The sequence below is a fragment of the Aurantiacibacter odishensis genome, from assembly GCF_003605195.1.
In the GTDB taxonomy this organism is placed as follows: Bacteria; Pseudomonadota; Alphaproteobacteria; order Sphingomonadales; family Sphingomonadaceae; genus Alteraurantiacibacter; species Alteraurantiacibacter odishensis.
Genome location: NZ_QYOS01000021.1, coordinates 37,360 through 60,732 on the forward strand (window position 1 = coordinate 37,360; position 23,373 = coordinate 60,732).

The 23,373-nt window shown below is 61.8% G+C and carries 25 protein-coding genes, 1 tRNA gene and 1 pseudogene; 9 read left to right on the plus strand and 18 right to left on the minus strand.

Annotated elements, in window-relative coordinates:
• Window positions 1-38: 38 nt before the first annotated feature.
• The 6 genes and pseudogenes from D4Q51_RS04480 to D4Q51_RS04505 all read right to left on the minus strand — a co-directional run bounded on the left by D4Q51_RS04480 (window position 39) and on the right by D4Q51_RS04505 (window position 4,332).
• Window positions 39-587, minus strand: a complete 549-nt coding sequence (locus D4Q51_RS04480; protein ID WP_120076566.1) for a manganese efflux pump MntP — start codon at window positions 585-587, stop codon at window positions 39-41.
• Between the two features lie 12 nt (window positions 588-599).
• Window positions 600-971, minus strand: a pseudogene (locus tag D4Q51_RS04485) (class II fumarate hydratase); the annotation flags it as partial.
• Between the two features lie 147 nt (window positions 972-1,118).
• Window positions 1,119-1,541 carry a winged helix-turn-helix domain-containing protein gene (locus tag D4Q51_RS04490; protein WP_120076568.1) on the minus strand — a complete coding sequence of 141 codons (423 nt, stop codon included), beginning with the start codon at window positions 1,539-1,541 and terminating at the stop codon, window positions 1,119-1,121.
• Window positions 1,542-1,571: 30 nt separating this feature from the next.
• A complete protein-coding gene (locus D4Q51_RS04495) occupies window positions 1,572-2,960 on the minus strand; it encodes a tetratricopeptide repeat protein (RefSeq protein ID WP_120076569.1) in 1,389 nt (462 codons plus the stop codon).
• Window positions 2,961-2,962: 2 nt separating this feature from the next.
• Window positions 2,963-3,688, minus strand: a complete 726-nt coding sequence (locus tag D4Q51_RS04500; RefSeq protein ID WP_120076570.1) for a DUF4331 family protein — start codon at window positions 3,686-3,688, stop codon at window positions 2,963-2,965.
• Window positions 3,688-4,332: a DUF4331 family protein gene (locus D4Q51_RS04505; protein WP_240624566.1), complete on the minus strand. Its 645-nt coding sequence runs from the start codon at window positions 4,330-4,332 to the stop codon at window positions 3,688-3,690. Before D4Q51_RS04505 ends, D4Q51_RS04500 begins: the two co-directional genes overlap by 1 nt.
• 191 nt (window positions 4,333-4,523) lie before the next feature.
• On the opposite strand from D4Q51_RS04505, the gene D4Q51_RS04510 reads away from it, so the two are divergent.
• Both D4Q51_RS04510 and D4Q51_RS04515 read left to right on the plus strand, forming a co-directional pair.
• Entirely contained in the window at window positions 4,524-5,084 is a 561-nt protein-coding gene (locus D4Q51_RS04510; protein ID WP_162925141.1) for an RNA polymerase sigma factor, read from the plus strand.
• Window positions 5,081-5,866 carry an anti-sigma factor gene (locus D4Q51_RS04515; RefSeq protein WP_120076573.1) on the plus strand — a complete coding sequence of 262 codons (786 nt, stop codon included), beginning with the start codon at window positions 5,081-5,083 and terminating at the stop codon, window positions 5,864-5,866. The genes D4Q51_RS04510 and D4Q51_RS04515 overlap by 4 nt, the downstream gene beginning before the upstream one ends.
• A gap of 213 nt (window positions 5,867-6,079) precedes the next feature.
• Here the strand turns inward: D4Q51_RS04515 and D4Q51_RS04520 are convergent, their stop codons facing one another.
• The 9 genes from D4Q51_RS04520 to D4Q51_RS04555 all read right to left on the minus strand — a co-directional run bounded on the left by D4Q51_RS04520 (window position 6,080) and on the right by D4Q51_RS04555 (window position 12,325).
• Entirely contained in the window at window positions 6,080-6,307 is a 228-nt protein-coding gene (locus D4Q51_RS04520) for a hypothetical protein (protein ID WP_120076574.1), read from the minus strand.
• 18 nt (window positions 6,308-6,325) lie between these two features.
• Window positions 6,326-6,466 (minus strand): DUF6538 domain-containing protein, encoded by a 141-nt coding sequence (locus D4Q51_RS16100; protein WP_420807526.1) that lies wholly within the window; start codon window positions 6,464-6,466, stop codon window positions 6,326-6,328.
• 159 nt (window positions 6,467-6,625) lie between these two features.
• Window positions 6,626-6,701: transfer RNA gene (locus D4Q51_RS04525), tRNA-Ile, on the minus strand.
• Between the two features lie 77 nt (window positions 6,702-6,778).
• Complete coding sequence (locus tag D4Q51_RS04530) at window positions 6,779-8,161, minus strand: M28 family peptidase (protein ID WP_120076575.1); 1,383 nt, start codon at window positions 8,159-8,161, stop codon at window positions 6,779-6,781.
• Between the two features lie 39 nt (window positions 8,162-8,200).
• The gene (locus D4Q51_RS04535; RefSeq protein WP_120076576.1) at window positions 8,201-8,698 is read right to left on the minus strand and encodes a DUF427 domain-containing protein; all 498 of its coding nucleotides are present in this window, start codon (window positions 8,696-8,698) and stop codon (window positions 8,201-8,203) included.
• The gene (locus tag D4Q51_RS04540; protein WP_240624567.1) at window positions 8,695-9,057 is read right to left on the minus strand and encodes a thiol-disulfide oxidoreductase DCC family protein; all 363 of its coding nucleotides are present in this window, start codon (window positions 9,055-9,057) and stop codon (window positions 8,695-8,697) included. Before D4Q51_RS04540 ends, D4Q51_RS04535 begins: the two co-directional genes overlap by 4 nt.
• Window positions 9,050-9,994, minus strand: a complete 945-nt coding sequence (locus tag D4Q51_RS04545) for an NAD(P)/FAD-dependent oxidoreductase (RefSeq protein ID WP_338068450.1) — start codon at window positions 9,992-9,994, stop codon at window positions 9,050-9,052. The genes D4Q51_RS04540 and D4Q51_RS04545 overlap by 8 nt, the downstream gene beginning before the upstream one ends.
• Before the next feature lie 40 nt (window positions 9,995-10,034).
• Window positions 10,035-11,258, minus strand: coding sequence for a GGDEF domain-containing protein (locus D4Q51_RS04550; protein WP_120076578.1), 1,224 nt, complete (start codon window positions 11,256-11,258; stop codon window positions 10,035-10,037).
• A 95-nt stretch (window positions 11,259-11,353) separates the two neighbouring features.
• Window positions 11,354-12,325 (minus strand): L,D-transpeptidase family protein, encoded by a 972-nt coding sequence (locus D4Q51_RS04555; RefSeq protein WP_240624568.1) that lies wholly within the window; start codon window positions 12,323-12,325, stop codon window positions 11,354-11,356.
• Between the two features lie 119 nt (window positions 12,326-12,444).
• Here D4Q51_RS04555 and ettA point away from each other — a divergent pair, with 119 nt between their 5' ends.
• The 3 genes from ettA to D4Q51_RS04575 all read left to right on the plus strand — a co-directional run bounded on the left by ettA (window position 12,445) and on the right by D4Q51_RS04575 (window position 15,337).
• On the plus strand, window positions 12,445-14,118 hold the full coding sequence (gene ettA / locus D4Q51_RS04560; protein ID WP_120076579.1) for an energy-dependent translational throttle protein EttA: 1,674 nt from the start codon (window positions 12,445-12,447) through the stop codon (window positions 14,116-14,118).
• A gap of 418 nt (window positions 14,119-14,536) precedes the next feature.
• Window positions 14,537-14,989: a hypothetical protein gene (locus tag D4Q51_RS04570; protein ID WP_162925142.1), complete on the plus strand. Its 453-nt coding sequence runs from the start codon at window positions 14,537-14,539 to the stop codon at window positions 14,987-14,989.
• Window positions 14,990-15,073: 84 nt separating this feature from the next.
• Complete coding sequence (locus D4Q51_RS04575) at window positions 15,074-15,337, plus strand: acylphosphatase (RefSeq protein ID WP_120076582.1); 264 nt, start codon at window positions 15,074-15,076, stop codon at window positions 15,335-15,337.
• 233 nt (window positions 15,338-15,570) lie between these two features.
• Here the strand turns inward: D4Q51_RS04575 and D4Q51_RS04580 are convergent, their stop codons facing one another.
• Window positions 15,571-16,149: a PNPOx family protein gene (locus tag D4Q51_RS04580; protein ID WP_240624569.1), complete on the minus strand. Its 579-nt coding sequence runs from the start codon at window positions 16,147-16,149 to the stop codon at window positions 15,571-15,573.
• A gap of 176 nt (window positions 16,150-16,325) precedes the next feature.
• Here D4Q51_RS04580 and D4Q51_RS04585 point away from each other — a divergent pair, with 176 nt between their 5' ends.
• A complete protein-coding gene (locus D4Q51_RS04585) occupies window positions 16,326-17,309 on the plus strand; it encodes an RcnB family protein (RefSeq protein WP_162925143.1) in 984 nt (327 codons plus the stop codon).
• Between the two features lie 137 nt (window positions 17,310-17,446).
• Window positions 17,447-18,130, plus strand: a complete 684-nt coding sequence (locus D4Q51_RS04590; protein WP_120076583.1) for a prolyl hydroxylase family protein — start codon at window positions 17,447-17,449, stop codon at window positions 18,128-18,130.
• Window positions 18,131-18,161: 31 nt separating this feature from the next.
• Here D4Q51_RS04590 and D4Q51_RS04595 read toward each other — a convergent pair whose 3' ends face one another.
• A complete protein-coding gene (locus D4Q51_RS04595; protein WP_120076584.1) occupies window positions 18,162-19,790 on the minus strand; it encodes a lysine--tRNA ligase in 1,629 nt (542 codons plus the stop codon).
• 111 nt (window positions 19,791-19,901) lie between these two features.
• Here D4Q51_RS04595 and D4Q51_RS04600 point away from each other — a divergent pair, with 111 nt between their 5' ends.
• Together D4Q51_RS04600 and D4Q51_RS04605 are read left to right on the plus strand one after the other, a co-directional pair.
• Window positions 19,902-20,777 (plus strand): mechanosensitive ion channel family protein, encoded by an 876-nt coding sequence (locus D4Q51_RS04600; protein WP_120076585.1) that lies wholly within the window; start codon window positions 19,902-19,904, stop codon window positions 20,775-20,777.
• A gap of 148 nt (window positions 20,778-20,925) precedes the next feature.
• The gene (locus tag D4Q51_RS04605) at window positions 20,926-22,431 is read left to right on the plus strand and encodes a tannase/feruloyl esterase family alpha/beta hydrolase (RefSeq protein WP_162925144.1); all 1,506 of its coding nucleotides are present in this window, start codon (window positions 20,926-20,928) and stop codon (window positions 22,429-22,431) included.
• Here the strand turns inward: D4Q51_RS04605 and D4Q51_RS15635 are convergent.
• On the minus strand, window positions 22,428-23,366 hold the full coding sequence (locus D4Q51_RS15635; protein WP_162925145.1) for a hypothetical protein: 939 nt from the start codon (window positions 23,364-23,366) through the stop codon (window positions 22,428-22,430). The two genes, D4Q51_RS04605 and D4Q51_RS15635, sit on opposite strands and share 4 nt — an antisense overlap.
• Window positions 23,367-23,373 lie beyond the last annotated feature (7 nt).

Below are 23,373 nucleotides of genomic sequence, written 5' to 3' on the forward strand. Positions count from 1 at the left end.
GCTCAGCTTTGTGCCGAAAATCCGAAGGGGGAATTGTGCTATACCAGCCCCAGCGCCAGCGCGAGGGCAAGCCCCAGCAGAAGGATGCCCGTGGCGATCTTGGCGGCCTGACGGTGGCCGGACCGGGCCAGATTTCCTAGACGCAGACCGATATAGGAGAACGCCATCGCAAAGGCCGCGATCGAGGCAGCCAGCACCAATGGCTCTCTATTGCCAAGGCCCAGGCTGAACCCGGCTACCATGTTGTCAAAGCTCAGTCCGGCGGCCAGTGCGATCAGACCCTGCCAACGGGTCACCTGGCGCGCCATTCGTTCTGCATCCTTTCGGGACGTGAGGGCAGCAATGATGGTCCACAGTCCCAGCAATCCGAGAAGCGAGGGCCCGAGCCATGAAACGATATCGCCGAAATTGCGGGCGGTCTGCTGTCCGGCCCAGAGCCCGAGCAAGGGGACCACGAACTCGAAGACACCGAATACGGCGACGATGCGCCATTTGCGATTGACCTGCCCAAGGGAACCCAGAGCCAAGGACGCCGCGAAATTGTTACTGCCTATGACAACGCTTAGAAGGAGGAGTTCGAGAGACATGCGCGAGCGGACCTAGACCATGTCTTGCGGCCTTACGAGACGGTCGAAAGTTTTGCCATCGACCAGCCCGAGTTCGGCAGCCGCCTCTTTCAGCGTCTGTCCCTGATCCAGCGCATGCGTGGCGATCTTGGCCGCATTGTCGTAGCCGATTTCCGGAGCAAGCGCGGTGACCAACATCAGCGAGCGGTCTACCAATTCGGCGATCCGGTCCTCGTTTGCCTCGATCCCAACCACGCACCTGCGTGCAAAGCTGTCCATGCCGACCGAAAGCAGCTCGATCGAATTGAGGACGTTAGCCCCGATTAGCGGCATGAAGTTGTTCAATTCAAACTGGCCCTGCATTTCGCCGATCGTCGTCGTCTGGTTGTTCCCGATCATTTGACTTCCTTCTCAACGTCCGCAATCGGGTCGTTAGCTGCCCGTCTGCTCTTGGCATATCGCTAGCTCGGTGAAAGCGTCATCAGATGAGTGGAACGCGGACATTGATGTTGGCCACCAAAACGTTCCGTCTTCGAAAGTGATAATTACTGGTTAGTGCTCGGTTTGAAGGATGGTTACGTGGTCATGGCTGCGATACCGTGACCTTCGTTGCCGAAACCGAGTTGAGGTGATCGGCCTATGCTTCCACCGATATGCCCCGAAGCCACATAGAGCCTCGATTTGATCGAAGTTATGATCGACTTCGCTGAGACTCAGCCTCGCACGCCTGACATATTGACGAACCGTCACCTCCTCAATCTCATCATCGATCAGGCTCGCGAGGCTCTCCAGCGTCAGTCCGCGCCCTTTTGCACGAACAAGAGCCTGCACGACCTCATACTGGGTCCTCGCCAATTCTACAGATTCGCCGTTGAGGTAGATTAATCCATCCTCGTACAGCGCGACGTTTCCATAGGTCAGAGGCCCGGATTGGCGCAGCTGATAACCACAGTTCGGACAGTTATGAAAATTCATTCCAGTTCCTTACTCAGCTGAAGCAATGAGCTAGCCATGGCCGAACCAGAGCCTTCCCATGACGGGATCGAAGATATGCGGGTTGAGTTCGCGCGCCTTTTGGGCAGCTTCATCCGCCGCCGCTTCGTTCCCAAGCAATTTCTCCGCGTCGGACAATCGCGCGTAGAGGGGCGCGCTACGCCAACCTTGAGCCTCAGCTTCCATTAGGTGCGCGCGCGCCTCAGCCGGTCGGTTCGTCTCCAGCATGGCTTCTGCAACCAGGATGTGAGCGTCCCCGTAAGGTCGATGCGACAGGTTCTCCAATGCCAAAGCTAAGGCTCTTTCTGGATCGCCGAACGCTAGCTCGTTCTCAAATGCGTGGGCTATGTAGGCCATCGGCATCATCTCGGCCCTCTCTCGCCAGATCCTCGCGGACCGGATTGTCAGTTGCCGTGCCGACGCTTCATCGCCCTGCGCAAGATATAGCGAAGCCGCCGCATCCATGGCTTGCGGATCGCCCATGGCTTCGGCAATCCGTTCTTGCGTGGCAATCGCTTCATCGAATTTGCCGGCAACGCCTTGGGCCTCGGCAATGTAGAGATGCGTCAACCAATGGCCTGGGAAGAGCCGATCGGCTTCGCGAAACCGCTCCGCCGCTGCCGCAAAGTTGCCGCGTGCGCTCTCGACCATCCCGATTTGTAGCGCGTAAGACGCCATGCCCCTGGGGGTGCGCAAACTGTCCCTCCGGCTCGCCTCGACCAATAGCCTGATCGCCTCGTCGAATTGACCCTGCGAGCGATGCAAGAGTGCCCGCCTCACGGCGGTGCCTGATGTCGGTTCGATATCGTCGGCGCGCTGATATGCAGCCTGAGCGGCTGCCATGTCGCCGCGGTAGAAAGCTATGTCGCCGCGCAGCGCTGCAGCCGTCGCGCGTTCCGTCCGACTAGGCGGGACCACTGCGGTTTCGAGCGCGTCGAGACTTGCTTGGGCGCCGTCCAGATCATGTCCTGCCATCGCTATTTCAGCCGAGGAGAGCAACGGTCCGGCGCCTTCAGGTGCCATGGTGCTTGCGAGTTTGATGCTGCTAGTAGCTGCGGCGAGCTCCGCCGGATCAGCCGTTAGTTTGAAGCGTGCAAGCTGCGCACGCGCGAGCGCTTCAAGCGGCAGCCATTGCGGGCCTGCGATCTCGACTCTTTCGTTGGCCAGAGACATCCGGCGATCAGCGGAAGCAAGTTCCTCGCCGAAATTGCCGGAACCGAAGCTGGCAGGGGGCAAATTCACAGCAGCTATAGCTGTTTCGCCGCCACCCCATATAGCGTCGGCTCCGGCAACGACCAAGACAGCAGCCCCGGAAAGGGCCAGCGCCTTGAGCGCCAGCCCCCTCCAATGGGTGCGGTCTTTCGCGGCGACGGGGTCTTCCCCTGTTGATCCGCCGCTCACGATCAGCTCGCCGTCGCGCAGGGAGTCAGGCCCGCAGCGGTCAGATCGTCCGCCAGTGCATTTGTGAGGCCGGTAAGCTGTTCCGTAAGTTCGGGAACGAATTGTCCGGTCACATCGTCCTGCGGCCTTGCATCGTTATAGGCGATCTTCTGGTCCGAACCGATCAGCACCGTTGCCACTGCCGGCATGCCCATGCGGTCGACGCGAACGTAAGTGCCGGGCGGATCGTCTCGGAAGGAGAAGTTCGATCCACCGGATGAAGCGAGGGGAGGAGAACCTTGCGGCGGTGCCAGGAACGGGAAATCATCCCGGAACGACACGTCGTTCGACGGAGGATTGAGTGGAAGGTTTGCCAGCGTGAACGGGCTATGCACAGACAGGTCCAGGAAAATCACTGCCAGTGTCGCATCGACGACCGGATCGGCGGGTTGGCGACCGTTGGGGAAACCTGCCGCAGCAGCGAGATTGAGCGTCAAGGTGTCAGGCACCACCGCGTCTGCCACCGTGAAGCCGCCAGTTCCGGGAATCTCCTGCTGCAGGCATGGCGTCACGTCGAACGATGCCTGGGTGGGAGTAGGGGACGGTGTCGGTGACATTGTCGGTGTTGGGGTGGGTGCCACTACCATGTCGTCGTCATCGTCATCGAAACAGGCCGGAAGCAGCGCGATGGCTGCGAGTGCGGGGGCCATGGCGAGCGTGCGCAAGGTTTTGCGAGTTGTGTGGATCATCAGAGTTGTCCTCCAAAGCGCGAGGTGTCTGCCCAAACGTCGATGAGATTGTCACCGTTCTCGATTCGCTGTCGCGGTATAGAGATGACAACGGCCGTCAGGTTGAGCCCGGCAAAGAAGTCACGGTCGGCTGAAAAGCTCAGGTCGCCCGTGCTCGCGGTTTCCATGAAACCTTGCAGATCGAAGAAGAACGGGTCATCGAACAGGCCGGCGCGGACCATCACGCCATCCTGCGTGAGGTTGGTTTCCACGGGGCCCTCGATTGCGCCTGATACGCCAGGGACATTGGAGACCTGAACGCCGAACTCGTCGGTCATTGAGCCGGTGCCGAAGCGAACGCGGATCGGGATTTCCGTGCTGGCCCTATCGCCCGCGTTGGAGATGTAGATCTGATAGAGGACGTCGGGGTCGTATGTGGCCGGCTGGTCGGTCGCCTGCGGGCCGGAGAAAGTAAGGACAAGATTGATCCTGTCGTCGGTGTGCCAGGCGTAAAGATCGGCGATGTCGGCCGCACGGTCCGGCGTGCTGTCAACGCTGGGGTCAGTTCGGCCCGGCGGATCAAGGTGATCTGCTGCATTTAGGCCGAGGCCCGGCAGCAATTGGGTGGCACCGACGGCCAGGATCAGCCCTGCCGCCCCCGCCATCAGTTTTGCATTCCTTCTCATCTGTGAACTCCCCGTGTCAGAGCGCGCAGTCGCGCTTGGGAGCGGGAACGATTGTTGCCGCTCTATGATGGATACGTGGCGTTTCAGAATTCGGATTTCGGGTTGGCCGATTTCTTTCCCGTAATCGGAAAAGGATCAGGAACTTTGTGAATGCGAGGCGGTTGGTGGTCGTGGCCGAGAACACGTCAGAGAGCCTTGTTGCAGGGCATCTAGAGCGCATCGCGCGCCGTGACTTGTCGACATTTCCGCAGTTCTACGAGGCGACCTCCGGGAAACTCTACGCGATAATTCTCGGTATCGTGAGAAACCGCGAGGCAGCGGAAGACGTATTACAGGAACTATACATCAAGGTTTTGAACCGGGCAGAGGCGTTCGATCGCGAACGCGGCAAGGCTATCCCCTGGTTGATGATGATGGCGCGCCACACCGCGATTGATCGGGTTCGGGCCCGCGGCCGGCGTGACAATCTCGATGGAGAGAAATATCTTATTGCGATCGAGGAGGACGAAGGTGATCTGCTGGATGATGCGCTGGCAACGCAGGTAGAGGGTGAACGCGCAATGGAGGAAGTAGGCCAATACGATAGCGCCTGCACTCAATGCATTCGCGCCGCTTTCTATGAAGGACTGACATACTCGGAAATAGCTGAGCGGGAGAATCTCCCCCTCGGCACGGTCAAGAGCCGTATCCGGCGCGGCATCCGGCATTTGAAGTCAAAGATGCAACCATGAGCAACAGGCCTCTCACTGACGCGGAACGCAACCTGCTTGCAGCCGAGTTTGCTCTCGGCTTGCTTGAAGGGGCAGACCACGCCGAGGCGGAGCGGCTTTACTTGACCGACGCCGCGTTCGCGCAGGAAGCAGATCGGTGGTTGGCCGAAGGCTCCGGCTGGATTGATGAGCTCGCTACTGAGGGACCGTCCGCAGATGCCTACGAGCGCATTTCCCGCGGACTGGGATTGCAGAGATCGGAAGCATCGGAAGCATCGGGAGTTACGGCGACTAGGAATAGTTTCCAATCCGCTCCTGCATCCCGCTTCTGGCAATACTCCGCCTTGGCGGCTTCCTTCGCTGCGATCGCATTCGCTGGTCTATGGTTGTTCGACCGGCCTGCCCTGCCGACTGACACGCCCGCTGTCGCCGAAGCACCTGTTCCGCCCTACGAGCAGGGGAACCTCAGCATAGCCCAGATCAGTTCCGGCGATGCGACATCCCTGGTATCTGCTCTTTACGACAACGACACCGGCACGCTCTATGTAAAGCTGTCCGATATTCCTGATCCCCAACGCGTCCCCCAGCTCTGGTTGCTCGATAGCACCGGTAATCCGCGCTCACTTGGTTTCGCTACCCGCAGTGCAAACTCAGAGATCGCTCTGTCCAGCGAACAACGCCAGATCGCCAGAGAAGGCGGCACCTTGGCGATCTCGCTGGAGCAACCTGCGGCGGAGCCGCATGCGTCTCCAAGTGATGTTATTGGTGCTGCACAATTGGCGCGCCTCGATCAGCAGCGTTAGGCTTGGTTACGAACTGTCCGCAATCGGGTCGCTTGCAGCCTATCCGCTCTTGTCAGGCTTTGAGCCAGCCGCAAGGGCTAATCTTGGGTGGGAAGCGGCCTCTCCTGTCTCGGTTGAGCCACGTTTGAAATTTTCCAGAGAGAAGGCCCGAGAATAAAGCAGACTGAAATGCCCGGCCGTAGGATAAAGAAGGTGGTAGTCAGGTCGATTTCGTCAATCGAATAGAGCCAATTGCCCCTGGCTGCCGCTTGCTTCACCTTCGGCCCGCGCAACAAGGTTCGCCTCCTCCTCAATCGAGGCTTTGGCCTCATTGACCGTCTGCTCCTCGGACCAATCGGGTTCACGAAAAGCTTCGCGCCCTGCCCACCAATTCGCCACGAGGGACTCTAGTGCCTTCCTGCCAAGGTCTTCGATCCTTCCCCTCGCGAGCGCTGTCTGCATAGCGGACGATTTCTGCAACTAATCACGAAGGGCATCAAAACCCGCCTCAATTTCGGCTAGCTTTAGAGGATAGCGCCGTATCGCCTCGCGCTTCTCCTTTGTACCGAGGCTTAGGCGAATCGATTGTCGTTGATCGAGATGTGCGAGGTCCGCTGGCACGCGCTTCCGCAGTTGCTACACGCCATCCTTGCCGCGCTTTATCAATCCGGGAAAGTTCGCCATTTCGTCATCCATATGTCACGCATATGTGTCACAGTTCGACGAGAAAAGCCTTGAATCTACAATAATCTACGCTTTTCTGCGGCATTGCACGCAAGGTGGTGGGCCCGGCAGGATTCGAACCCGCGACCTAGCCGTTATGAGCGGCCAGCTCTAACCGCTGAGCTACAGGCCCACATTGCCTTGCGTGCAGACGCGCCACTAACCGCCCGACCACCATCGGGCAAGCGGATAGAGCGCCTATTTGCCTGTCTATTCGCCGGTCTGGATATCGCCGGACTCGTTGGCGAGGATGCCCACCACTTGCGTCCAAACGGCCACGTTCTGGCGCAGCTGGTCCGGGTCCACCTTGTCCAGCGTATCGTCCGGCGTGTGGTGCAATTCGAAATAACGGGTGCCGTCCTGCTGCAGGTCGATAATCGCCCCGCCCTGGTCGCGCGAGATGTTGATGTCCGCACCGCCGCTGGCGACGATGGTGGAATTGGCAACACCGAAACGCGCGACCGACTGGGCAAGCAACGCGTGGAGACCGGGATTGCTCTCGCGGAAGTTGCTTTCGAAACGCCACACTCGGTCAGCACCGAAATCGCTTTCGAGCCCCACGGCAATAGGCTCGTCGATATGCGCGGCGCTGTAGGCCTCGCTGCCCCACAGGCCGGTTTCTTCCGCGCCTGCCATCAGCACGCGGATCGTGCGCAGCGGCTGGCCAGCTTCCGCCACGTTGAGCGCGGCGGATGCGACGATCCCGCAGCCTGCCGCATCGTCGATAGCGCCAGTGCCTAGGTCCCAGCTGTCGAGGTGGCATGCCACCAGCACCGGCGGCAGCGAGGGATCGCGGCCCACGATCTCGCCCACAACATTACCGCTCATGGTCTCACCCAGGAATTGCGGCGTCAGCGTCAGGTGCATCATGATCGGCTGACCATCGGCGCGGGCGAACATGCGCTCCAGATTATCGGCATCGGGATTTGACAAGGCGCCAGCCGGGGTCGCTTCCACGCCTTCTGCAAAGCTAGTGCCGCCCGTGTGCGGCGTGCGATGGTTCTCCGTGCCGATGGAGCGAATGACCGTGGCGATAGCGCCCTTCCCTGCAGCCACTCCCGGCCCGGTCCAGCGGGCAGGCCCGGCAAAGCCATAGCCGGAGCCATCCTGCGTCGGGCGCATGTCATGGCTGATGAAAGCGATCTTTCCATCGAGGCTGCCGCCTGGCGCGGCGACCAGATCGGCGTAGCTGGGAAAGTAGACAACCTCCGCCGTGATCCCGTCAGGCCCGGTCGAGGCCGTGTTTCCAAGTGCGGTGATATGCATGGGTTGTGCGAACGGGGCGGTGATGCGCGCCTCTTCCTCGCCGCGCACCCACGTCTGCATGGCGAACGGCTCGTCCGCCACATTGGCGAAGCCGCGCTCGGTCAGCCAGTCCATCGCCCATGCGCGCCCGCGCGCCTCGGCCTCGGTGCCCGGCTGGCGAGGGCCGACTTCGGTAGTGATCCCCTCCAGGAAATCCCACGCCGTCGTATCATGGTCCAGCGCGTGATCCGCCTGCGCAGCGACGGTGTTCTGGTGGTGGTCTGCCTGCGCAGCGGCGGGCAGGACAAGCGATACGGCGGCAACCGCCGCAAGATAATATTTTTGCATGGCAGCCGCGCTAACGCCGCGCGCGCCGCTTGCCAAGTTTTACCAGAAACGACTTCCGGGAATGCCCTTGAACGGCCCGGCGACCTTGCTGGTGATCCATCCACCGTAGAATTCGCCCGGCTGTGGGATCACTTCCTCGCCATCGACAAGGCAGCGATCGAACGGCGCTGCATAGAAGGCGACGAAATTGGCGAGCATGGCAAAGCCGGGCGTGGGACTGGGATAGGACCAGCCGACGCGTTCCAGAACGTCGTCGTCCACCACCACGTCCCAATAACGGGCCGCGCCCTTCCACTCGCAAAAAGACGTGCCACCTGCGCGCCGCAGCACACCTTCGGCAATATCCTCGGGCGGGATATAGTAGTTCGGCGGATGGCTGGTCTCCAGCACGCGCACGGCATTGCGGGTATCGGCGATCACCCGGCCGCCGTGCTCGATCACGATATGGGCACGGGTCGGCTCGGCGATCGCGGGGCGCGGATAGTCCCACACGCTTTCCTGGCCGGCCTTCACCGGATCGGGTTCGGGGTGTCTCATGCGGCATCCTTTCTGGCGAAATAGCTTTGCAAACGCGGGCGAATGAGCAGGAACCGGCGATAGAGGCGCTCCAGTAGCCTGAGCAACGGCGGGAAGCGCGCAGCCTCGCCCAGCGGTCTCAGCAGCGGGATGGCGCGCCACATTGCGGCAAACGCCGCGGCACCGCTGAGAATGCGACCGTTCTCCCGTGCATGGAAGCGCGCCAGCAGTTCCTCCTGCGACAGCGGACAGGCTTCCGACGCCTCTTCGCTCACGTCCACGAATTCGATGGCCCCGCGCTTGTCGAGTTTACGCATTCCGGAAATCTCGCGCCGACACAGGGGGCAGGCGCCATCATACCAGACGACGAGATCAGGCACTATCGAGCACCCGCTGCGCCAGTTCCCAGCCGGATAGATAGGCGTTCTCCACACGCGGGCCATGCAGCCAGTCTCCGCAGGCACCGATATGGCGTGACGCGTCCCAAAGCGCCCCCTTCCCCGCATCACCGCACATGGCGTAGCGCCAGCGGTGGGCGTCGCTGTGGAGCATTTCCGGCAGAGTTCCACCTGCGTGCTGTTTCAATTGCTCGAGCAGCAACATGGCCACCACTTCGCGCTCTTCTTCCAGATTGGTGCGAGACCATTGGTGTGACCCCTGCACCACCCAGCATTCCGGTTCGCTGCGGCCGGGCTTCGAAACATTGCGCGCCGCCCAGCCGATGGCCCCTGCATCGCGCAGGGTATCGGGCAAGTCAGGCCGTTCGGCGAACACCGCCATCACTGTCCAGCACGGCTCCGACACGGTTTGCTCGGCCAGAGTGGCCATTTCCGGCGCGCTGGCGGCCAGCAGCGCGGGAACCTGCTCAGCCGGGATCGCGGAGATAACGGCGTCGAAGATTTCGCGCGGCGCGTCAGGTCCGCAAAGCTTCCATCCGGTGCCCACTGCACGGATACCTTCGATGCGCGCGCCGAAGGTGACGTCCGCACGCTCCGCCATCGCCTTGACCGGTGCGTTCATCGCGGGCGTGCCAACCCAGGCGTCTTCCCTCGCAGCTGGCCACGGCGCGACGATGCCGTCGGCCTCCCACATTTCTACCTGACGCAGGAAACGTTCGTCGCGGGCTGTGAAATACTGCGCTCCGTGATCGAACTGCACGACCGTGCCGTCCACTTCGGCGCGGCGCGACGACATGCGCCCTCCAGGCCCGCGTCCCTTGTCGAAAAGACGCACGCCGTGGCCTGCGGCATTAAGCCTTTGACCGCAGCTAAGACCAGCCATGCCAGCACCGATAATCGCGAATTCCATCAGACGCATGTGGCGACTCGCTCTTGCCGCTCCAATACCGGATTTCGGCCTATGCGGTGGCAGCCCTCTGCGCGCGTGACAGGGGCGTGACGACATTTTCGGCCTCGTGTCCCCAGTCGGGCTGACCTGCGCCGCCCTCGCTGGCCACTCGGTTTCGTCCGCCGTTCTTGGCGCGATAGAGCTCCGCATCGGCGCGTGCGAACATGCCATGATAGCTCTCGCGCGGAGCACGCTCGACCACGCCGAAACTGGCGGTAAGGCAGATGCCTTCACCAAGTGCGGGATGCACGGTCAGCGAGAAAGCTCGCCGTATCCGCTCTGCGAGCCTTGCAGCGGCGTCGCCTTGGCAATCCCAGACAAGGATGCAGAACTCCTCACCGCCCACGCGGCCGGCCACGTCCTCGTCACGGATCATGTTGCCGAGTAGCTTCCCGAATGCGGCAATTGCCTCGTCGCCCGCCTGGTGGCCCCACAGGTCGTTGACCTGCTTGAAGTGATCGATATCGGCCACGACCATGCTGACCGGCAGGCTGTCGCGCGCGGCGATGGTCAGCCGGGCATTGACTTCCCGTTCGAACGCGTGGCGCATCCTGAGGCCCGTCATCGCGTCGAAGTTGCCACGGTCGCGCACGCTGTTTACGAGGTCCACGAAGCAGGCCCCGATCAGCACCATGGCAACGCCCAGCGCCTTCACCGTCAGCACGAGATTGATTACCGAGTAATAGATCGACTCGCGGTATTCGGCAACCGGGATCGCTCCCTCTGCCAGCAAGGTGAGACTAGGACGCAGCAGGAAATCCGCCGCATTGATTGCCAGGGCGGCGATTATGAGGCGGTCGATCCATTCCCGCTTGGCGGAGCCGAGCAGGGTTACGGTCCCGATCACGAACATCACGCCGTAGCCGGTATTCACGATCACAAGCCGCGGCCCGGCGTCGCTGGACAAGAGCACAGCCACCACGAGCGCAAAGGCCGCGCCAATGTAAGTGATGGCAAGTGCGGAAACGCTCAGGTGGACACCGGCGCGGTCGCACACGCCCCAGATGAGACAACCGGACGCCAGCGCGTAGAAAAGCTGTGTCGTGTGGAACAGGAATGGCGAATCTGTCGGCAGCAGGTGTGTGACACCGAAGCCGAGACCGAAGAAGCCGTAGCCCACGGCAAAGGCGAGCACATGCCGCCCCATGCCTCCGCGCTGCCACATGATCAGCAAGGTCGCCATGAAGACGACCGCCGTCAGCGGTGTAATCAGCCCGAGAATCTGTTCGCGCATGTAAAGAAACCTGCTCCCTTGTGCGAGGACTAGGAAGCAAAGGTAAATGCTCTGCTAAGCTGTTGCACGATCGGCCGAATTTCAGCCCAACTTAACTATACGAATTCCACTTCGACGCCCTGGGATACGGCCTCGGCCAGCGCCTGCGCATCCCAGTTCGTCAGGCGGACGCATCCGTGGCTGGCAGTCTTACCGATCAACTGCGGATCGGGGGAGCCGTGAATGCCGTAGCCGTCCTTGCCAAGATCGATCCAGATTCCGCCAACAGGGTTGTTCGGGCCGGGCGGGATGATGAAGGTCTTTTCCGGCCCCCAGCGCTGGTCTTCAGGATCGAAAGTGTAATTCGCTTCGGGGGCCACCGCACTCACGGTCATGCGGCCACTGGGACTGGGAAACTCGCTGCTGCCGATGGTGGCGGGAAACGTCGCCAGTTCCGCCCCGGACGCGTCCAGCGCGGCAACCTCACCGCGCTCCTTGCGCACTTCGATCCGGGCGACCTCTCCCGCCAGGTTTCGTCGTCCGCGCGCCACGATGACGATCCGCTCGCCCGCGCGGGAAAAATCCGCATCGGGATTGAGCGCAGCGAGGAAACCCTGGTCCATGTGAAAACGCTCCGCCAGCAATTCGCGCGGCGTTTCGTATCCCACACGCTCCATATCGGCCTGCTCGGCGAAATCGGATGGGACATCGTAGAAAGGCCCATCAACATCGTCCTGCGTGATGGTGTAGGTGCGGAACATCTCGCCGGTTTCCTGCTCCAGCAAGGCTCGCAGGAACTCGGTGTCCATCCCGCCGCCTTCGCTCATGCCATGATTACGGCGAAAGGCCGCGACCGCGCGCTGCGTGTTGCCCCCGTTGAAGCCGTCAATGACGCCGGGCGAATGGTTCGAGCGGTCCAGCATGATCTGCACCGCCAGCACTTCCATGTCGCGCTCGCCCAGCTGATCCTGCGTGATGCTTTTGGGCAGCGTCACCGATAGCCCTGGACCGCCCTGCGCCATGGCCGACGCACCCATCGCCAGCAGAGGGAGGGAAAGGATGGCGGCGAGGATCGGGCGGTTCTTCATACCCTTGTAAACCGCCGGCGCACCCGCCCGTTCCTCTGGGTGCTTGCCCAGCGCAAGCCAAACCCCTATCTGCGCCCCAAATCCAATTCACATCCAGATTCCCGCGACAAGGACCGAAAATGGCCGCCCAATACGCATATGTCATGAAGAACATGACGAAGACCTTCCCCGGTGCGCAGAAGCCGGTGCTCTCCAACATCAACCTGCAGTTCTATCGCGGGGCGAAGATCGGCATCGTCGGGCCAAACGGCGCGGGCAAGTCCACGCTGATGAAGATCATGGCCGGTATCGACACAGACATCACCGGCGAGGCATGGCCGGGCGAGAACATCACGGTCGGCTACCTGCCGCAGGAACCGCAGCTGGACGAAAGCAAGACCGTGCTCGAAAACGTCAAGGACGGCGCCCGCGAAACGGCAGACAAGGTGGACGAGTACAACGCCATCGCCGCGCAGATGGCCGAACCCGATGCCGACTTCGAAGCGCTTGGCGACAAGATGGCCGCCCTTCAGGCAGAGATCGACGCTGTCGACGGCTGGACGCTGGACAACCAGCTGGAAATCGCGATGGAAGCCCTGCGCTGCCCGCCGTCCGACGCCGAGGTGAGCAACCTCTCCGGCGGTGAAAAGCGTCGCGTCGCCCTCACCCGCCTGCTGATCCAGAAGCCGGACATCCTGCTGCTGGACGAGCCGACCAACCACCTCGACGCGGAATCCGTGCAGTGGCTGGAAACGCACCTCAAGGAATACGCGGGCGCCGTGCTGATGATCACCCACGACCGCTACTTCCTCGATAACGTGGTGGGCTGGATCCTCGAACTCGACCGTGGTTCGTACTATCCCTACGAAGGCAACTACTCGACCTACCTAGAAAAGAAGGCCAAGCGCCTGGAGCAGGAAAGCCGCGAGGAATCGGGCAAGCAGAAGGCCCTGCAGCGCGAGCTGGAGTGGATTAGGCAGACCCCCGCCGCCCGCCAGACCAAGAGCAAGGCGCGTATCCGCAAGTTCGACCAGTTGCAGGACGAGATGGGCAACCGCAAGCCGGGCAAGGCGCAGATCGTCATCCAGGTTCCCGAACGCCTTGGCGGCAAGGTGATCGAGGCGAAGAACATCTCCAAGGCCTATGGCGACAAGCTGCTGTTCGAAGACCTGTCCTTCATGCTGCCGCCGGGCGGTATCGTGGGCGTGATCGGGCCAAACGGCGCAGGCAAGTCCACCCTGTTCAAGATCATCACCGGGCAGGAAGAACCCGACAGCGGCACCATCGAGATCGGCGAGACCGTGCACCTTGGCTATGTCGACCAGAGCCGCGACGACCTGAACCCCAAGAACAACGTCTGGGAGGAAATCTCCGACGGGCTCGACTACATGAAGGTGAACGGTCACGACACCAGCACCCGTGCCTATGTCGGCGCATTCAACTTCAAGGGGCAGGACCAGCAGAAGAACGTCGGCAAGCTGTCGGGCGGTGAACGCAATCGCGTGCACATGGCCAAGATGCTGAAGCAGGGCGGCAACGTGCTGCTACTGGACGAACCGACCAACGACCTCGACGTGGAAACGCTGGGCGCGCTGGAAGAGGCCATCGAGAACTTCGCCGGCTGCGCCGTGGTGATCTCGCACGACCGCTTTTTCCTCGATCGCCTCGCCACGCACATCCTCGCGTTCGAAGGCGACAGCCACGTCGAATGGTTCGAGGGTAACTTCGAAGCCTACGAGGAAGACAAGCGCCGTCGCCTGGGCGATGCGGCGGACCGGCCTACGCGGGTGCAGTACAAGAAGCTGACGCGGTAACTGCTGTAATCGGGTCGTTAGCAGACTGACCGCTAACGACCCGATTGCGGACGTCAGGATGACTGATCTTTTTCGTATAGGTGATACAGCCACGGTGCGGCGGCAATCAAAAGCATGATCGCAGAAAACAAGGGCGGATCAAAACTTATGATCTGCCCTACGGCCCGCCATCCCACAAACAGGATCGCAGAGCCCCATGCTAAGATCGCAGCGAGCACGAAACAGAAAAAAGTTACCCTCATGGGGACGCGGTAGCACGAGCATCTTTTTTCGTCATCTCTCCACCCAAAAGCGGCTACTGTCGCCACGCTGCGGCATCGCTGTTAACCGACCGTCTGCTTGCTGCCGCCCTGGTCCAAAACCGGACCAGCCGGTAACGACCCGATTGCGGACATGGGAAAGGCTGCTAGTTTGAAGTATGCGCAATTGCATCAAACCTGTCGCGCCATTTGTGATCGCTGCCTTTTGCGTGAGCTGCGGCGGCAAAACGCCCGAAACCATCTGCAATATGCCCCACAACCCACATTTTTGGCAGGGTGTTGACATCGACTGGACAGGTGAGGTCATGGAAGTCGTATCGGGTCATGGAAGTGTAACGGGTTTTATTGACAAGCGATGTGGCTGGGCAGTCGGCTTGGGAGAAGATAGGTGGATCAACCTTTATCCTGCAGACAATTACGAAGAATACATGGTGGTTGCGGAGTTCTCGATTCAGGGGCGGATCGTATTAGCAGATGACAGGCTCACAATTATCCCATCCAAGATCGAGAGGTTGGGGCCTTGGATGACAGAGGATAATGGCTTGCTCGACACGTATTGGGACGAAAGCCTTAAATTGTACGAGGAACGACACGTTCAGGAAGCACCGTAGTGGTGTAGCGGGCGAATGTCCGCTTCCCACCCATAATCAGACATTGAGCTTTTCGAGAGAATTTCCCAAAAGCGGACGTTGCCGATGCCAACCCATCTCATCATCCACGGCCGCGTGCAGGGCGTATTCTACCGCGACTGGACCGTGTCCACCGCGCGCCGACTCGGCGTGAGCGGTTGGGTGCGCAACCTGCCCGATGGGACGGTGGAGGCGCATCTCGAGGGGTCGCCTGATGCTGTCGAGGCCATGATCGGCAAGATGCGGGATGGCCCGCCCGCTGCGCGGGTGGAGCGGATCGAGCGTAGTGAGGCCAAGGCGCAGGGGGCCGAAGGCTTCAAGCGGCGCTGACCACTCCCGTCACCCCGGCCACAGAGCCGGGGTCCGCCGTTCAGGTGGGCGCGAGTGGGAAGCGGGATTCCGGAGCAAGTCCGGGATGACGGAATTGGATGTCCTACACCCTCCCAATCATCGGACAGCCTCGCGCCATGCACACCGCCCTTCCCTTCTCGCAAACCCGCAGGAAACCGCCGGAAACGCCCCGCCGGTTTTTCACCCTTGGACAGTGTTCCATGTGTTCCAGGTTAGGGCGAAACCCAGCGCCCCGCGCCGCTTGCAAGCTGGATGATCGCGCGGCGGTGGCCGGTGTGGGCAAGGCTGAACCAGTCGGCCTCCTCCAGCTCCACCAGCAGCACGGCGAAATTCTCTCGCGCCGGATTCAGCTCCTCATCCGATGGCTCCGTCCCCTCGAATTGCGCTGGCAGGCCCGAGGTCGGCGTGTCGGAAATAGCACCGGGCCCTTCTCCCAGATAACAGCGGCGCGCGAAGTTGGTGCTGTTCGCCCAGGCATCGTCCACCAGCGGCGTATCGCGCTCTATCCAGCCGCGCCCACGGCAGCGCACCTGCAGCTTTGCCTCCCGATCGTAGAACAGCACCCCCACCGGCGCGCCGCTTCCGATCACATCCACCTTGGGAGAGCGCGCATCGGTGTGAAATCGCAGCCGCCAGCCGACCCTGTCGAACTGTCGCAGCACCATCACCCGCGCGTCGGCATCGGCAGTTGCCACAACCGGCGTATGCATCGCCGACTTCCGACTGGTTGCGCCCTCGTTCAGCCGGAATGCGATATCGTCGCGAATGTTATCGAGCGTTTCGATGGTCATATCCTTCTCGAAACCTTGTTCAGGAAAGTGATCGTTAACATGAACGTTAAGCAAACAAGGTGGTTCAGTTAACGCTCATGACGACTCGTTACAACTTGCGACATCGAATGAAACGTAACGACTTTTGCAGCCGCAGCGCTCGGGCGGCAGTGGTCCAGTCCAAGGGAGATGTTGCGATGCAACTCACATACCTTTTCAAATCCGTTGGCCTTGCTGCCCTTGCCGTCGCCATGGCTGTGCCGATGCTGCCCGATACGGCCGAGGCGTCCGAGGAAGCACAGCGCTTCAATGACGGCCAGCAGCGCAGTGAACGCGGGAATCGCGGCGAGGCACGGCAGGAACGCCGTGAAGCGCGCCAGGAAAGGCGCGGCAACCGCGGCGAAGCCCGTACTGCCCGCCGCGACAACAATCGCCAGTACGACCGTTCCGAAATGCGGCAGGCTCGCGAGCGTCGTGAGAACGTCCAGCGCCAGGCAAGGCAGGTCGACCGCCGCAGCGAGCGTCGTGCCGACCGCGTCGAAAGCCGTGGCGACCGCGCCGCCGAACAGGCTCGCCGGAATGGCGACTATCGCGCCGCGCGCCAGATCGACCGTCGTAGCGAGAACCGTGCCGAGCGGATCGAGCGTCGCGGCGATCGCCGGGCGGATAACATCCGCAGCGGTGACCGGTACGTAACATCGCGCAATACGAGCTACCGCGACCGGGATCGTAACCGCAGCTACAGCGATCGCGACCAGCGCCGCTATCGCGATCGCGACCAGCGCCGCGACTATCGTGACCGGCGGGATTACCGCGGTGACAGGGGCGATTATCGCCGCGATCGTCGGGAGGCGCGCCGTGACTATCGCCGCTGGAACCGTAACTCCTGGCGCAATGACCGTCGGTACAACTGGAACTACTACCGCTCCCACAACCGCAGCCTCTATCGTTTGGGTCGCTACTACAGCCCCTATCGCAACTACAGCTACCGTCGCCTGAGCATCGGCTTCTATCTCGATAGCCTGTTCTTCGGCAGCCGCTACTGGATCAACGACCCTTGGCAGTATCGCCTGCCGGAAGTCTACGGCCCCTATCGCTGGGTCCGCTACTACGACGACGTGATCCTGGTGGATGTCTACACCGGCGAAGTGGTGGACGTGATTTACGACTTCTTCTGGTAAGCCAGAACAAGGGATTGCCGGAGCGAGTGGCCGGCAATGGACCCCCCGCCCTCCCTGTGGGCGGGGGGTTTTCCATGTCCGGCATCCGGCATTCCGGTCTTGCCTAAGGTGCCGAGGAATGGAAAAGCGGTGGCATCATGGCAAGCGAGACGAAGAGCAAGTTCCCCCCCAATACGGATCAGGCGCGGCTGAAATCCCTTGGCGCGAAAGTGCGGGACCGACTGGCTGCCAACCCGGCCATCTACAAGGTACCGTCCGACGATGTGGAACTGTTCGCACTGGGCGATTTCATGTCGCCTGCCGAATGCACGAAGATGATGGAATTGATCGACGCGACGGCAAAGCCCAGCAAGGTTTTCGACCTGAGCTACGATTCCGGATTCCGCACCAGCTATTCCGGCGATGTCGATCCGCACGATCCCTTCGTGAAGAAGATCGGAAGGCGGATCGACGATCTGCTGGGTATCGAACCCGAGTGGGGCGAAACCATCCAGGGCCAGCGATACATGCCGGGCCAGGAATTTCAGCCGCACCACGACTGGTTCCATCCCGGCACCAGCTACTGGGACTTCGAGATGGGCCGCGGCGGACAGCGCAGCTTCACCACGATGGTATTCCTGAACGACGTGGAAGCGGGCGGCACGACCGACTTCGTCGATCTCGGCATTTCACTGGAGCCGAAGCCCGGCGTGCTGCTCATCTGGAACAACGCCAGACCGGATGGCACGACCAACCCGATGACGATTCACGCAGGACGCCCGGTCCAGGCGGGCGCCAAATACATTATCACGAAGTGGTATCGCACCCGCCAATGGAACTAGGCCAGGGGAACTAGGCCAGTAGAACTAGGCGCTAGCGAACAAGCGCCTCTGCAATAAGCTTGCGAGTGTTCTCGACGCCGTAAAGCGCGATGAAGCTGCCCATGCGCGGGCCTTGCGAGGAACCGAGCAGAGTCTCGTACAGCGCCTTGAACCAGTCGCGCAGGTTCTCGAAGCCGAAAGCCTCGTCCTTGCCGATCTCGTAGACGATCGTCTGCAGGTCCTCTGCAGCCATGTCGGCCGGCACTTCGGCCAGCTTCGCGTCCAGCGCCTTAAGCGCCTCCGCCTCGCTGGGCTCGGGCGCGCGCTTCACGAGAGTGGGCGCGATGAAGTCACGATTGTAGGCCAGCGCCTTCTCGACCAGCCGGAACAGGTCGGGATGATCGTCAGGGTCCATGTCGTGCATGTAATTGCCGAGATAGGCCCAGACCTGCTGGTGCGTCGCCTCGGCACCCAGCACGCCGACAAGGTTCAGCAGCAGGCCATAGGTGACAGGCAGGCTGTCGCCCGCGCCGATGGGCGGCTGCGACCCGCTGGAATCCTTCACCCGCAGCAGGTTCCATGCAGGGTTGCCTAATTGCTTGTCGATATCCTGCTCGGGGATACGCTCGCGGAACTGCCAGTAATCGTCCACCGCGCGCGGGATCACGCCGACGTGAAGCTGCTTGGCGCTCTTGGGATTGGGGAAGATGTAAAAACCGAGGCTCTCTTCGGAGCCGTAGGTCAGCCATTCCTCGATCGTCAGGCCGTTGCCCTTCGACTTTGAAATCTTCTCGCCCTTCTCGTCCAGGAACAGCTCATAGATCAGCCCTTCCGGCTTCTGCCCGCCCAATACGCGGGCGATCTTGCCGCTTTGCACGCCGGTATCGGTCAGATCCTTGCCGTACATCTCGTAATCGACGCCCAGCGCGACCCAGCGCATGGCGAAATCGACCTTCCATTGCAGCTTGGCCATGCCACCCAGCGCGCTCTGCTCGATCACCTCTCCGTCACTGTCGGTGAAGCGCACGATGCCTTCGTCCGCGTCCACCACTTCGACAGGTACCTGCAGCACGTGGCCGGTCTTGGGCGAGATCGGCATGATCGGCGAGTAGGTCGCCGCGCGTTCGGCGCGAAGCGTGGGCAGCATGATGTCGAGGATCGACTGGTTGTTGCGCAAAACGCCGCGCAGCGCATCGTCGAACCCGCCGGAGTTGTACTTGTCCGAGGCGGCGATGAACTCGTACTCGAAGTCGAAGCGGTCGAGGAATTCGCGCAGCATCGCGTTGTTGTGCGCGGCAAAGCTCTCGTACTTCTCGAACGGGTCGGGAATGCGGCTCAGCGGCTTGTGCAGGTTTTCTTCCAGCAGCGCCTTGTTGGGCACGTTGTCCGGCACCTTGCGCAGGCCATCCATGTCATCCGAAAAGGCAACCAGCCGCGTGGGCGCGGGCGTGCCGTCGTCGGCAGCCGCCACGATCTCGTAGGCCTTGCGCACCAGCGTGGTGCGCAGCACTTCCTGGAAGGTGCCAATATGCGGCAGGCCCGAAGGGCCATAGCCGGTTTCGAACAGCACGGGCTTTCCGCCGGGTTTACCCTGCGGGTAACGCTTTGCTAGGCGCTGGGCTTCCTGAAAAGGCCATGCCTTGGACTTGCGGGCGGCGTCGATGAGATCGGTGCTGAACATGGGCTGCGCCCATCGCCCAAGCCGAAAGGTTTCGCAAGCGCGAAGTCTTCACCGGAACCTGAACGGCACCGCAACATTTGATAACGAAAGAACGAAAAACCGGGGGTTCATTTGAACTATATCGAGATTTTGCAGAACCAGGTCATGGGCATGTGGACAGGCTTCATCGCCATCCTTCCCAACCTGGCCATTGCCCTTGTTGTCCTCATCATCACCTGGATCGTAGCCAAGTTTGCGGTGCGCATCGCCAACAAGGCCACCGGCAAGTCCAGCATGCGCGAAGATCTGCGGCAGTTGGTGGAAACCGTGGTGCGGCTGGCCATCTGGATCGCTGGTATCATCCTCGCGCTGATCGTCGCCATTCCCGGTTTCACGCCTGCGGGACTTATCGCGGGCCTCGGCATCGGCGCGCTAGCCATCGGCTTTGCCTTTCAGGACATATTCGAGAATTTCCTCGCAGGCGTGCTTATAATGCTGCGCGAGAAGATGCGCATCGGCGATCTGATCGAGGTCGAGGGCGTGCTAGGCAAGGTGGAGAAGATCACCCTTCGCGAAACCTACGTCCGCCAGCTTTCCAACGAGCTGACGATCATGCCCAATTCGATGCTGTTCAAGAACGCGGTGCAGATCCTGACCGACGACACCGTGCGTCGTAACGAGATCGTCGTAGGTGTGTCCTACGATGCGGATCTCGAGGAAGCGCAGCGGGTGATCGAGGAAGCGATGAAAACCGTCGATGCCATAGTCGATGATCGCCCGATCATTGTCTACGCGCAGGAATTTGGCGGGAGTTCGATCGACTTCCTCGTCCAGTGGTATGCCCAGTCCGCCGCGCGCGACCTGCGCCAGACCAAGAGCGAGGCGATCAAGGCGATCAAGAAGGGCCTCGATGCAGCGGGCATCGGCATCCCCTTCCCGATCCAGACCAACTATTTCGCCGAGCCGCTGCGGATCGAGCAGGTCGCGGTCGAAAAAACGGCGGACTAAGTCAACGAAAGCAATTGGCGCGGCGCGTCTGCTGTGCCATCTTTCCTCTCGAGGGAGAAGGAAGGATGGTGTTCGGCAGGCGCGCCGCGACGCGTGTGGCCGGGACCGGCCCTGTTCTCCGGAAGAAAAACTCTTGGGGGATCAGCCTATGCGCGCTCTAGCCGTCACCACCAGCCTTGCCGTCCTGGCCGCCTGCACCACTGCCGATACGGACGTGCCTGAAAACCCGCGGGGTGTGGCTCTTTCGGCCAACCAGTGCGAATTCCTGGCGACCGAGGAAGCAGGCGATCTGGCACTCTCCACAATCTGGGTGCCGGGCGCGGAGGGCCTCCCCTCCTATTGCGAAGTCACGGCCACGCTGAACCCGGTAGAGGGATCGGACATCGGCGTCGTCTACCGCTTGCCGGAGGACTGGAACGGCAACGTGCTGGGAATTGGCGGCGGTGCCTGGCTTGGCAACACTTCGCTCGATGCGGCGCGCGATGGGCTGCTGAAGGGCTATGCCGTGATGCAGACCAACGGCGGGCACACCAGCACCAATCCCTGGGGTAACGAGTGGGTCATCGACCCGGTGCAGGCCGCCGACTTCAGCTACCGCGCCATTCACGAGATGACACGGACGGGCAAGAACATTGCCGAACGTTTCTATGGCCGGACGCACGACACCGCCGTCTATTCCGGCTGCTCCACCGGCGGACGCATGGGCCTGATGGAAGCGCAGCGTTACCCCGCCGATTACGACGCCGTGATTGTCGGCGCGCCAGTCTACACGCTGCAGGTGCAGACCAGCGCGGTGTTTCGCAACCAGACCTTTGCCCAGCCGCAAGCCGCGTTCACCATGCCCGAGCTGCAGATGGTCCAGGACGCTGCCGTTGCTGCCTGCGACGCAGACGATGGACTGGAAGACGGCCTCATCAACAATCCGCGCGCCTGTTCGTGGCAACCGCGCGCTCTGCAATGCTCGCCGGGCGAAAGCGAGGGCTGCCTCAGCCCGCAGCAGGTCGATGCGCTGAATACGCTTTATAACGGTCGTAAGGCGGCTGACGGCAGCTGGATGATGCACCCGATGAGCCGCGGCGGAGAGGCCGCGTGGGGCTTCTTCAATCGCGCCGACGGCAGCGGCCAGAACGCCGATCCAACGCGCGGCGGCGGCCTGATGGGGCTGCAACCGGTAATCTTCGGCGCAAATCCCGTGGACTGGGAGAACTTTTCCGAAGCGAACTACATGACCGTGCGGGATTCGGACTTCGCCGAGATGTACGAGGCGAAGAACCCCGATCTCTCGGCCTTCTTCGAACGCGGCGGCAAACTTATGCTTTGGCATGGCGAGAACGACGCAGGGCCCAGCCCGGTCCTCTCCAACGACTATGCCCGCGCGGTGAATGCGCAGAACACCGAGGCCCCCGGCCAGTTCAGCTATTACCTCGTCCCCGGCATGGGTCACTGCGCCGGTGGGCCGGGTGCCGACCGTATCGATTACCTCGGCGCGATGGAAGATTGGCTGGAAAGCGGCTCCGCTCCTGATCGTCTGATCGGCACCAAGGCCGACAGCGATCTCGTGCGCCCGCACTGCGCCTGGCCCGACGTCGCCCGCTATGACGGTGCCGGCGATGCTAACGATCCGTCGAACTGGACCTGCGTGCCGCGAAGCTAGTCGCCGTCGCGGCGACTTGGCGAGAGCGACGTCACGATACGACCGTCGGGAGAGGTGTAGCGGCGCGGTGCCTGGGGCGGCTGCGAAGGCTGCGGCTGTCGTGGCCGTGTGGAGATAGTGCTAGTCACGAAGCCACCCGTATTCGCGGTCGAGGCCGGCCGGCTTGCTTGAACGAGTCCTGATGGATTGGGCGTTGCAGGCCGCGGCGGCGCGGCTGGCTGCTGTTCGGGTTCAGGACGCGATTGCGCAGGCTCGGAAGCCGGGGGAGCTTCGGGCGGCCGGTAAGGCTCGATCTTCTCGACCGTGAAGCCAACCTCGCCCTTCTGGCGCAACCACCACCATGCGCCCGCCGCCAATGCGGCAATCGCCAGCACACCTGCCAGAAGCCAGGCGAGCCAACCCCAAGATGTTTCAGCACTGTCCTGCGCCACGGGCGCGGGCACTTGAGATGGGACCGAAGCGTTCGGTGATGCGCTCTCTTCCGCGATATCCGGCCCTGTCGTAACAGAAGTTTCAGGCTCTTCCAGCGGTGCTTGCCCATCCACCGGTTCGGTCGAACGCTGCACTGGCGACGGGGACTGCGGAGTAGTTTCCTCGACCCGCTGCGCAGGTAGCGTAAGTCGCGGCGAAGGCGTGGCGACGGGAGCTGCCAAAGTCGGCGACGGGGTCGGGGACGGCGTCGGCGCAACTTGTCGGGGAACCGCGCTCGGCTGCGGCAGTGGCTGGATCGTCGGTTCGTTCCGATTGCGGCGAACTGTATCGGCCTGTGGTTGCAGGGTGAAATCGTCGGGCACACCCTGGACGCGCTCGATCGGCTGCGATGACGGCGTGGGCGTTGGCGCGGGCGTCGGCTGCCCGCCGCCATCCTGCGCGTGCGCCACGGCAGGAGACAGCAACAGCGCCGCTGAAACAGCAAGGAACGGTATGCGAGCCATGATCCTG